The sequence below is a fragment of the Paenibacillus sp. FSL H8-0175 genome, assembly GCF_045040615.1.
Taxonomy (GTDB): domain Bacteria; phylum Bacillota; class Bacilli; order Paenibacillales; family Paenibacillaceae; genus Paenibacillus_AQ; species Paenibacillus_AQ odorifer.
In genome coordinates this window covers 1949747-1960535 of sequence record NZ_CP150299.1, presented here as the reverse complement: position 1 = coordinate 1960535, position 10789 = coordinate 1949747, and the positions used below count along the sequence as shown (strand labels likewise).

Sequence of the window (10789 nt, the reverse complement as noted above, 5' to 3'; positions counted from 1 at the left end):
GTACGACATATTTATAGGTTTGGGTTCCTTATCGACTTTATGCTCATTACTAATACTATCGGTATAGACATCTGCGCAATAAAGAAAATAAACAGTGAACAGTAAATGAGGTCGAATTACAGAAAATTATAGGTTAAAAAACATAAAAAAGCCGACCTCCAGCCATCGGAAGTCGGCAATAGTAGTTGGAAAAACAGTAGAACGCTAAAACGGATTAATGCATGCGTAAAAAGTTACTTAGCGATACTTTGAACAAGCGCAGCGACTTCTTCAGCCGTGCCAAGCTGCAACGCTTTTGCAGCCAAATCCTTCATGTCGGCAGCCGACAATTTAGAAATTTGACTACGCGCTGGCAAAATGGAAGTTGCACTCATGCTGAATTCGTCGAGACCAAGACCCAGTAGCAGCGGAATAGCTGTTGCGTCACCAGCCATTTCACCACACATCCCCGTCCATTTACCTTCTGCATGGGCTGCATCAATTACATTTTTGACCAAACGCAGGATGGCTGGATTGTAAGGCTGATACAGGTAAGATACCTGTTCATTCATACGGTCCGCAGCCATTGTATATTGAATAAGATCATTCGTACCGATACTGAAGAAATCAACTTCCTTAGCAAACTGGTCAGCCAGTACAGCAGTTGATGGAATCTCAACCATTATGCCAAGCTGAATGTTGTCTGATACTTCCTTACCTTCTTCCCGAAGCTTAGCTTTCTCTTCGAGCAAAAGATCACGTGCAGCACGGAATTCACCAAGCGTAGCTATCATAGGGAACATAATGCGAAGATCCCCGTGAACACTTGCTCTTAGTAATGCGCGTAATTGAGTACGGAAAATATCCTGACGATCCAGGCAAAGACGGATCGCACGGAAACCAAGGAAAGGATTCATTTCCTTCGGAAGGTCAAGATAAGGCAGCTCTTTATCGCCACCGATATCCAGGGTACGTACGACTACCGGCTTACCCTTCATGTTCTCAAGTACAGTACGGTAGGCGTTATATTGAATTTCCTCAGAAGGCAGCTTATCGCGACCCATGTAAAGGAACTCAGTGCGGTACAGACCTACACCTTCGCCACCATTCTCAATGACACCATTCACATCATTTGGTGTACCAATATTGGCAGCTAGCTCAACATGTTTACCGTCTGCTGATACTGTAGGTTCGTCGCGAAGTTTCTTCCATTCTGCGATTTGCAAGTCGTAAGCTTCCTGCTTGCGAGTGTACTCTGCCACTTCAGCTTCGCTAGGATTGATCAGAACGTCTCCGTTCAGACCATCGACAATCACCAAATCGCCAGAATTCACTTCTGACAGAACCGTTTTAGTTCCAACAACCGCTGGAATTTCCAAAGAACGGGCCATAATTGCAGAGTGAGAAGTCCGTCCACCGATGTTCGTTGTGAAGCCTTTAACGAACTTACGATTAAGCTGTGCTGTATCCGATGGTGTTAGATCTTGAGCAATCACGATTACTTCTTCACTGATTTCTGCAGGACTTACATAATGAATGCCCAGCAGGTGGTTCAGCAAGCGCTTGGTAACATCACGCATATCAGCTGCACGTTCCTGCAGATAGGCACTCTTCATATTTTCAAACATCTCAATGAATTGCGTAGCCACTTCGTTTAGCGCATAGTCCGCGTTAACCGATTCCTCACGGATTTTATCAATTACAGGATTGATCAGCTCTGGGTCATCAAGAATAAGCAGATGTGATTCGAAAATCTCAGCCTTTTTCTCCCCCAGCTCTGCCAAAGTACGCTCTTTAATCGTTTGCAGCTCCACTCTTGATTTGGCGAGTGCATCATTTAACTTAGCGACTTCTGCTTCAGTATCACTGATACTTGTCTTCGTAATCGTATAATCCGGATGTTTCAGGATAAAAGCACGGGCTACTGCAATCCCTGCTGAAGCCGCGATTCCTGAAATCTTATTCATGGATTTCCCCTAGCCCTTCTTTAATCATTACTTCTTGAAGAGCGTTCAAAGCTTCTGCTTCTTCGCTTCCTTCAGTAATCAAAGACAAAGTATCTCCAGCTTCAAGACCCAATGACAATACGCCAAGAATGGATTTCAAAGTTACTTTTTTACCTTTAGCTTCTGCATATGCTTCTGTACCTTTGAATTTTGTTGCTGTATTTACCAAGGCAGTTGCTGGACGTGCGTGAATTCCATCTTCATCGACAATTCTGAATGTTTTTTGCATAATATTATCCAACTCGCTTTCTGTTATTAAAGTATTTTAAATTTATAGTGAAAGCTTCGCTTCCTTGTATGAACAAGGAAGCATCGGCCCTTGCACTTTTACTGAATCGTAATGATGTCTTGGTCTCCTATAGAAACCTTACCCGGCTTCTTCAATGTTACAGAAGAGCCTTCTGGTAAATTAGAGAAAATAACAGGTGAGATTACAGAAGGTGCATGTGCTTTTACATACTCTAAATCCACTTCCATAATCGGTTGTCCAGCCGCTACAAGATCGCCCTCTTCAACTAATACCGTGAAGCCTTGACCTTTAAGCTTAACCGTATTAACCCCAATATGAACGAGCACTTCCTTGCCTCCGTCAGACATAATACCGATGGCATGTTTGCTCGGGAACACGTTAAATACCTTACCGTAAACCGGTGAAGCAATCTTCCCATCTCCGGATAGGAACGCGAAGCCGTCGCCCGTCATTTTTTGGGAGAATACTGGATCTGGCACCTCTGTGATATCCAACAATTCACCGTTTACTGGAGATACGATATCTTCCTTGATAATCGCTTCACCAGCTTCACCTGCCTGTTGTTCTTCTTCTGGCTCTGGAGCAACCACTACTGGAGCTGCTGAAGCCGCAGGTGTCTTTCCGTTAATCACATCTTGAATCTGCGATTTAATCGTATCTGAACGTGTGCCAAAAATCGCTTGAACGTTATTACCCACTTCCAGCACACCTGATGCACCAAGTTTCTTAAGACGGTTCTTGTCTACACCTGCCTTATCTTTAACTTCAACACGAAGGCGGGTAATACAAGCATCTAGATGAGTGATGTTTTCTTTACCACCTAGAGCGGACAAAATGTTCCGCGGTAGATCATCACCGGCTCTGGAGACAGACTCCGTATTCACTTCTTCTTCTTCATTCGTATCTTCTTCACGACCCGGTGTCATAAGATTGAATTTCCGAATTACAAACCGGAAGCCGAAGTAATAAATTAAGGCAAGGACCAGTCCTACCGGAATGACCAGCCACCAAGCTGTACGGTTCGGGATAATACCGAAGAGCACAAAATCGATAAAGCCACCCGAGAATGTCATGCCGATTTTAACATCCAGAATATGCATAGTCATAAAGGACAGACCTGCAAACACAGCATGTACAGCGAACAGCAATGGAGCCACGAATAGGAACGAGAATTCGAGCGGCTCAGTAATCCCTGTCAAGAACGATGTCAATGCCGCGGAAATCATCAAACTTCCGACGATCTTTTTATTCTGAGGTTTAGCTTCATGATAGATAGCCAAAGCCGCTGCTGGAAGACCAAACATCATGAATGGATATTTACCCGTAGTAAATGTCCCTGCTGTGAAGTCTACTCCATCGCGAAGCTGCTGCATGAAGATCCGTTGGTCACCACGTACCAATTCTCCAGCTTTATCAACGTAGGTACCAAATTCATACCAGAATGGAGAGTAGAAAATGTGATGCAGTCCAAAAGGAATGAGCGAACGTTCGATCGTTCCGAAGATAAACGCTGCAAGCGTTTTGTTCGTATCAATCATACTTTGTGACACATAGTTCAGACCATGTTGAATAGGTGGCCATACTATTGTCAGTAACAAGCCCAAGATTAGAGCTGTTACCGCCGTCATGATCGGTACGAAACGTTTACCTGCGAAGAAACCCAGGTAAGAAGGAAGCTCAATTTTGAAGAATCGCTTGTACATGGCCGAAGCCAATATACCGACGAGTATACCTCCAAACACCCCTGTTTGCAGTGTTGGAATCCCTAATACGCTGGCATACGAGAAGTCGCCTTGGCTCAGGACGTAATCATTAACGCCAATAACTGTACCCATCGTAATGTTCATTACGAGGAAACCGATAATGGCAGCTAGACCCGCAACACCTTCACCGCCGGCTAAACCTATCGCAACCCCCACCGCGAAGAGTAAGGCTAGATTATCAAATACAATTTGTCCTGAGTTCATCAATACGTTGGCAACAGCCTGAACAACATGGTTCTCCAGTGCTGGAACATATTGCAGGAAGTCTGGGTTTACCAGCATGTTTCCTATTCCAAGAAGCAAACCTGCCGCAGGCAGAATAGCTACTGGAAGCATCAGAGCTTTACCAACTCTTTGTAAAACACCAAACAACTTTTTAAACATTTAGGTTACTCCTTTCATTAATTTCACTAAAACAGATGCCAAAAAAGGCATGAGCAACACAGTATAGGAGTTGTAATCTAACGCTATCGTTAGATTGCCCCAAGAAGGGGGTTAACAACCAAAATACTGTAATTCACTCATGCCTGATCGAATCAGTTACACGCTTGATATTCTGTTTTGTTGATGACAGTGAACATTGTAGCATCGTTTTTTTTAAGTGGCAAGCGTTTTTTTTGAAACCATGATTTGTTACAACTTTTGCACTTTAAGGAGCTTCACCATTCTTGTCCATATCTTGTTCGTCCACTTTTTTCTGGGCAATACGCTGCAGGTGAATCGTCAAATAACTTACCTCAGCTTGATACACGGGAATTCGCACACGCTGTTCGATAATTTTTGTTAATTTCCAAGCCAACGAATACATCTCAGGATACTCCCGTTTCATGAGTCCATCCAGGGTTGAGGTCTCTTGTACCGCCTCTCCACGGCGTAATCTTTCTAGAACGAATCGCAGATGGGTTACCAGTCTTGAGTAATCAAGTGAATCACGTGGGATTCGATAGTCCAGATAATTCTCGACTAACCCAACCAGCTCTCCAATCAAGAGAGAATGTTGTCTAACCTCGGAAATTTGCCTATTACTAAGTGCGCTGACAATATGAAGAGCCACAAAACCTATCTCATCCACCGGCAATTCCACGCCCATAGCCTCATTGATCCTTCCAATCGCATATTCTGCCATCTTATATTCCTCAGGATAAATCTCCTTAGTTTCATACAAAAATGGATTATGAATTGGGATATCTTGTTCGAAACGACGGATAGCAAAAGAAATATGGTCGGTAAGTGCAATGTGAATATGCTCATTAAGCGGCTGACGGCTACAATGCATAATATGTAATACTATTTCTTGAACGACCTCAATCAACTTCTCATCCACTTGGGGAAGAAGCTGTTTATATTGTTCCTGTTCCTCCTGGCTGCGAAGAATAAACATCTTCTCCACGGAGGATAGATTAATCTGATCCCGCAGCTTGCGGTTAAACCCTATCCCTTTACCGATAACTACAACCTCGGAATATTGAGGATGCTGGGCAATGATAACGTTGTTATTCAACACCTTCGCCACTGTTATGCTACTCATTTTTGACACCTCTTTTATTTCTAAACACCTAACTTCCAGCAGCATACGCAATAAGAAATCGTACGATGAATACAAGCTTTGCTACCATCATAACACCAAGAATTGCATATTAGAAGAACACTCTGTGTCCTTACTAAGCTAGTAGATCAGAGTGAACAGCCTTAAAGGCTTTTATTTTACCTGAAAAAATCTTTAAACACCAGTGAAAGCGTCGATGTCTGTATATACAATAATTCCCATGGGATGCCGATAAGCTATAAGCTTTATCAAAAATCACCTGTAAACGCATGAGCTTTTTATCATGTTGTCTAATTTAGATCAAAACAGATCAAAACATAAAGATTAAGGTATGACCAGCAGCTTTGCCAGTCATACCTTAAGTAAATTAAATCAATATAAATTGCATTAAACTATTTTTCCTTTTGTTCAGGCACAGAAGTTAAAGTCTCGCTGGCTGTACTAGATGTTACTGATGGCTGAATATAAGTTGCAGGTGTAGCTGGTGCAACAGGTGCGACTTGTGCGACTGGTGTAACTGATGCTCCTTTGCTTCCGGAAGCTTTAGAGGTCAACCCCTTGATCAGTGCCTCTACATCAATCCCTGAGACGCTCTTCAACATCTCTGGAGCGGTGGACATTAGCTGAGTCACATAATTGCTGACCCGGGCTGCACCTTCCCCGTTACCGGTATCTACAACGGTAAGTTTATCAATAGATGCCAGCGGCTTCGCAATTTGGCCAGCCAAATCAGGCAGCATTTTGACGATGATATCGAGCACCGCTGCTTCGCCGAATTTCTGGAAAGCTTCCGCCAGTTTCTCTTTGGCTTCTGCTTCCGCTAGACCACGCAACCGGATAACCTCAGCATCCGCTGTACCTTTAGCCAGCTCTGCATCCGCCATCGCTTGACCTTCAAGACGCTTCTGCTCAGATGTCGCTTTAGCTTGCGTTTCAATACTATATTGCAAGGCATCTGCCTCACGCATTCTCTTCGCCTTATCGGCTTCCGCCGCTTGCTCTACTGCATAACGATCCGCTTCTGCTTTTTTCTTCACTTCAGCATCATACTGCTTCTCGCGAACTTGAATTTCTTTGGCTTGCAAATCGATTTCACGTTCCTTACGTACCAGCTCAACCTTCATCTGTTCTTCAACAACGGTCTGCTTTGCACGTGCCTCTTGAATATGATAAGCCTGATCGGCTTCCGCTTTCGCTGTATCCTGATCCCGTTTAAACGCAGCCACCTTAAGCTGGTTTTCCTTGGAGGCTTCGGCAATATTCGTATCCCGCAGCAGCTCAGCTTTTTGCCCTTGCTCTTCTGCGTTTGCCTTTTGAATTCTCGCATCCCGCACTGCTTCTGCTTCAGCGATCTCTGCATCCCGCTTCACAGCAGCTATCCGCGGTTTACCCAGTGCCTCTAGATATCCATGTTTGTCTCGCACATCCTTGATGGTAAAGGAAACAATTTGCAGACCCATTTTCTTAAGATCACGCGCCGCCACGCCTTGAACCTCTTGCGCAAAGCGGTCACGGTTACGATATACTTCCTCAACGGTCATCGAACCGAGAATGGCCCGCAGATGACCTTCAAGAACTTCTTGTGCTTCGCTCTTCAGTGCTTCAATCGGTTTGCCCATAAATTGCTCAGCAGCTGTCGCCACATCTTCCGTTGAGCTACCCACTTTAATGATCGCCACACCGTCGGCAATAACCGGAACCCCTTGTTCGGTGTATACCTCCGGGGTCGTCACATCGAGTTTATGAGAAAGAAGCGACATAAATTCAGCCTTCTGGAAGACTGGGAGTATAAAGGCCCCGCCCCCGCGTACAATCTTTATTTTACGACCAGAACCATCGTCTGAAATATGATTTTTCCCTAAGAACGACCCCGTTACGATCATCCCTTCATCGGGTCCAACCGTTTTGTAACGTGCCCAGAATGCGATACCTAGCACAAACAAAACAGCAACGACAACTGCAGGGACTAACAAATACTCAGGAATACCGAACATTAAAGATCCACTCCTCTTCTCTTTTCGAATTCTGACACCAATGCAACGCCTTCTCTAACCTCCACTACAACAACTTTAATCCCTGCCGGAAGCAGCTCATGATCAAAGCTTGCTGCCGTATGCAGGCTATTGCCGGCGCCAAACTTTACCATAATCTCACCATAACCAGTGGCGGGAACAGGAATTGTGATTTCCCCGATCTTGCCAGGCAGATCACTCATTGAGAAACCATTGGACATTTCGCTTTTTTCCATGGGCTTAACCACCCCTAGATACATAAGTACTCCCAAAAAAGCGGCGGCTAACAAAGACAAAGCAATGATCGCCCCAGCTTCCAGAGCGCTGTACCGGGTTAGAAGAATACCCGCTCCGCCGAACACGGTTATTCCTCCTGCCAGTACGGTGGGATTCAGAAAATCTACGGATACGAAATCAAAGACCCCATGCAAGGCATCTCCGATCACATCGCCCACCAGGACGCTGACTATGGCAAATATGACGCCTAGCGCCAAGCAGCCTAAATACAGCGTTTGCATTTTTATTTCCTCCTGTCTTCAATCAGGACTGTCATATTACATTAAACGTACAAAGTAGGTCCTTGGTTTCACAATCTTTGGATATTCACCCAAATAAGTTCCATTCAGAGGATAAGCATGCTCACATTGGCACTATTTTATTACATGTGCTGGGTTGTCCTAAAGGCCGTCCCATAGTTGGTGGAGCGCGGATTTTTGTTGGTAACACTCTCGCGCGTATGAAGAGGCATGCTGCTTTCGCGCCTCGGCACCTCGGCCTATCGGACTCAGCAGACCCTATTCGCCGATTTATCCGACATTTGGTATGCTATCGGACCGCATAGTCCCTATTGGCATGAAAAACAACAAATATGAGGCTATTTCGAAGCAATAGTGTCTCTGGTGTCCGAAAACTTGCTCAAAAGGCTGAAAATTCGCATATAACGTCAGCTGGGTCCGTAGGGTAGGCGTATATTTGTAGAGGAATCAGTCGTGAGGGGATCTTACAAACCCTAGTTGGTTAGGTAACACTCTCGCGCGTATGAAGAGGCTATGCTGCTTTCGCACCTCGGCCCATCGGACTCAGCAGACCCTATTCGCCGATTTTTCCGACATTTGGTATGCTATCGGACCGCATAGCCCCTATTGGCATGAAAAACAGCAAATATAAGACCATTTCGAAGCAATAGTGTCTCTGGTGTCCGAAAACTTGCTCAAAAGGCTGAAAATTCGCAAATAACGTCAGCTAGGTCCGTAAGACTCCCGAGGACGGTCGACGGATTAGATTACAGGTGCGAACAGTGATTGATGAGGTACGATCAGCGGCAGCGGAGGTTCGGCCAGCGGCAGCGGAGGTTCGGTCAGCAGCAGCGGAGGTACGGACAGCAGCAGCGGAGGTACGGACAGCGGCAGTGCAGGTGCGGTCAGCGGCACTGCAGGTGCGGTCAGCGGCAGTGCAGGTGCGGTCAGCGGCAGTGCAGGTGCGGTCAGCGGCAGTGCAGGTCCAGCCAGCCGCAGCGAAGGTGCGGTCAGCGGCAGCGGAGGTTCGCCAGCGGCAGCGGAGGTTCGCCAGCGGCAGCGGAGGTTCGCCAGCGGCAGCGGAGGTTCGCCAGCGGCAGCGGAGGTACGGCCAGCGGCAGCGGAGGTACGGCCAGCGGCAGCGGAGGTACGGCCAGCGGCAGCGGAGGTACGGCCAGCAGCAGCGGAGGTACGGCCAGCGGCAGCGGAGGTTCCGCCAGCGGCAGCGGAGGTTCCGCCAGCGGCAGCGGAGGTTCCGCCAGCGGCAGCGGAGGTTCCGCCAGCGGCAGCGAGTTCTTGGGATGAGCACGACAGAAAAGTATAGCCAGAGGAGCAAGTCACACTAGAACATAAATACAAAGAAGCGATTCTTCCATAACGGAGGAATCGCTTCTTTGACATTCTATTGCGACTTCTAGAATAAAGACAAATGGTCTCTTTTCATAGAAGAGTTACTTACAAAGCCATTTTATAAATCTCAACTACATCTTCACGCTCAAGCTTGCGGAAATTACCAAATGCTCCGAAACGAACAGCCTTGTCAGCCATACTGCCGATCTCGCTGTCATCAATATCATAATCTCCGAGCGTCTTCGGCGCACCGATGGAATCCCAGAAATTACGCAGAGCCTCAATACCCTCCAGCCCGATTTCTTCATCAGTCTTGCCAGCAGGATCAACTCCGAACACATTTACTGCAAGCTGACGGAAACGCGCAGGGTTTGTGCTGAGGTTATATTTCATCCATTGCGGGAACAAAATCGCCAAACCTCCACCATGTGGAATATCGTAAACAGCCGACACTGCATGCTCGATATTATGAGTCGCCCAATCTCCGGCAAAACCCATGCTGACCATTCCGTTAAGCGCCATCGTACCGCAGTACATAATGGTCTCACGCAGCTCGTAGTTGTTCAGATCTTCGATAAGCTTCGGCGCGGTTTCAATTACAGTGCGCAGCAAAGTTTCACAGAACCCGTCTTGTACCGGTGTATTGCCGTCTGTATGGAAATAGTGCTCCAGTACATGTGACATGATGTCCACCATGCCATAAACGGTCTGATCACGTGGCAGAGAAAAAGTGTTCTCTGGATCAAGAATCGAGAATGCCGGGTAGGCATGCACGCTGCCCCAGCCCATTTTTTCCTTAGTAACCTCGTTTGTGATTACGGAGCCATTATTCATTTCGGAACCCGTAGCAGCCATTGTCAGCACTGTACCCAGTGGAAGCGCGTCTTGAGCCGCTGCTTTACGCTCTACAAAGTCCCACATATCACCATCATATTTCGCTCCAACAGCAACAGCTTTTGCGCAGTCCAATACGCTTCCGCCCCCTACTGCAAGAACCAGGTCAATATTATGCTCCCGGCACAGCTCTACGCCTTTATGTACTGTGGAAAGACGTGGATTGGGTTCTACTCCAGAGAGTTCAGTCACTGTAGCGCCTATTGAACTCAGCTCAGCAACTACTTTATCGTACAGACCACTGCGCTTGATACTGCCGCCACCGTACATCAAAAGCACATTTTTACCGTACTTAGGAACCTCCGTCTTCAAGGCTTCAAGGGTACCCTGTCCAAAAATCAGCTTGGTAGGATTATAAAATTCAAATTTACGCATATGTGTAAACCTCCAGTAGTTAATTCATAATGTCTTACTCCTTCGTATTATAAACCTCTGGTTACCCGCATTCAAATTAGGTGGCTGGGTTTCGTCATT

Annotated in this window: 8 protein-coding genes; all 8 read right to left on the bottom strand. The window is 46.3% G+C overall.

Features of this window, described 5'->3' with window-relative positions; genetic code table 11:
• Nucleotides 1-233: 233 nt before the first annotated feature.
• A complete protein-coding gene (ptsP, locus tag MHH46_RS08395) occupies nt 234-1946 on the bottom strand; it encodes a phosphoenolpyruvate--protein phosphotransferase (RefSeq protein WP_076126376.1) in 1713 nt (570 codons plus the stop codon).
• Nucleotides 1939-2214 carry an HPr family phosphocarrier protein gene (locus MHH46_RS08390; protein WP_076126374.1) on the bottom strand — a complete coding sequence of 92 codons (276 nt, stop codon included), beginning with the start codon at nt 2212-2214 and terminating at the stop codon, nt 1939-1941. Before MHH46_RS08390 ends, ptsP begins: the two co-directional genes overlap by 8 nt.
• A 98-nt stretch (nt 2215-2312) precedes the next feature.
• The gene (ptsG, locus tag MHH46_RS08385) at nt 2313-4382 is read right to left on the bottom strand and encodes a glucose-specific PTS transporter subunit IIBC (RefSeq protein WP_076126372.1); all 2070 of its coding nucleotides are present in this window, start codon (nt 4380-4382) and stop codon (nt 2313-2315) included.
• 265 nt (nt 4383-4647) lie between these two features.
• On the bottom strand, nt 4648-5526 hold the full coding sequence (gene glcT / locus MHH46_RS08380; protein ID WP_076126370.1) for a glucose PTS transporter transcription antiterminator GlcT: 879 nt from the start codon (nt 5524-5526) through the stop codon (nt 4648-4650).
• Nucleotides 5527-5936: 410 nt separating this feature from the next.
• Nucleotides 5937-7538 (bottom strand): flotillin family protein, encoded by a 1602-nt coding sequence (locus tag MHH46_RS08375; RefSeq protein WP_076192841.1) that lies wholly within the window; start codon nt 7536-7538, stop codon nt 5937-5939.
• A complete protein-coding gene (locus MHH46_RS08370) occupies nt 7538-8074 on the bottom strand; it encodes a hypothetical protein (RefSeq protein ID WP_042186148.1) in 537 nt (178 codons plus the stop codon). The genes MHH46_RS08375 and MHH46_RS08370 overlap by 1 nt, the downstream gene beginning before the upstream one ends.
• Before the next feature lie 759 nt (nt 8075-8833).
• Nucleotides 8834-9472 carry a hypothetical protein gene (locus tag MHH46_RS08365; protein WP_076192843.1) on the bottom strand — a complete coding sequence of 213 codons (639 nt, stop codon included), beginning with the start codon at nt 9470-9472 and terminating at the stop codon, nt 8834-8836.
• 54 nt (nt 9473-9526) lie between these two features.
• On the bottom strand, nt 9527-10690 hold the full coding sequence (locus MHH46_RS08360) for an iron-containing alcohol dehydrogenase (RefSeq protein WP_076192845.1): 1164 nt from the start codon (nt 10688-10690) through the stop codon (nt 9527-9529).
• Between the last annotated feature and the right edge of the window lie 99 nt (nt 10691-10789).

Excerpts from the sequence above, each read along its gene's own strand:
- ptsP (WP_076126376.1), bottom strand. The coding sequence starts at position 1,946 with ATGAATAAGATTTCAGGAATCGCGGCTTCAGCAGGGATTGCAGTAGCC.
- MHH46_RS08390 (WP_076126374.1), bottom strand. The coding sequence starts at position 2,214 with ATGCAAAAAACATTCAGAATTGTCGATGAAGATGGAATTCACGCACGT.
- ptsG (WP_076126372.1), bottom strand. The coding sequence starts at position 4,382 with ATGTTTAAAAAGTTGTTTGGTGTTTTACAAAGAGTTGGTAAAGCTCTG.
- glcT (WP_076126370.1), bottom strand. The coding sequence starts at position 5,526 with ATGAGTAGCATAACAGTGGCGAAGGTGTTGAATAACAACGTTATCATT.
- MHH46_RS08375 (WP_076192841.1), bottom strand. The coding sequence starts at position 7,538 with ATGTTCGGTATTCCTGAGTATTTGTTAGTCCCTGCAGTTGTCGTTGCT.
- MHH46_RS08370 (WP_042186148.1), bottom strand. The coding sequence starts at position 8,074 with ATGCAAACGCTGTATTTAGGCTGCTTGGCGCTAGGCGTCATATTTGCC.
- MHH46_RS08365 (WP_076192843.1), bottom strand. The coding sequence starts at position 9,472 with ATGTCAAAGAAGCGATTCCTCCGTTATGGAAGAATCGCTTCTTTGTAT.
- MHH46_RS08360 (WP_076192845.1), bottom strand. The coding sequence starts at position 10,690 with ATGCGTAAATTTGAATTTTATAATCCTACCAAGCTGATTTTTGGACAG.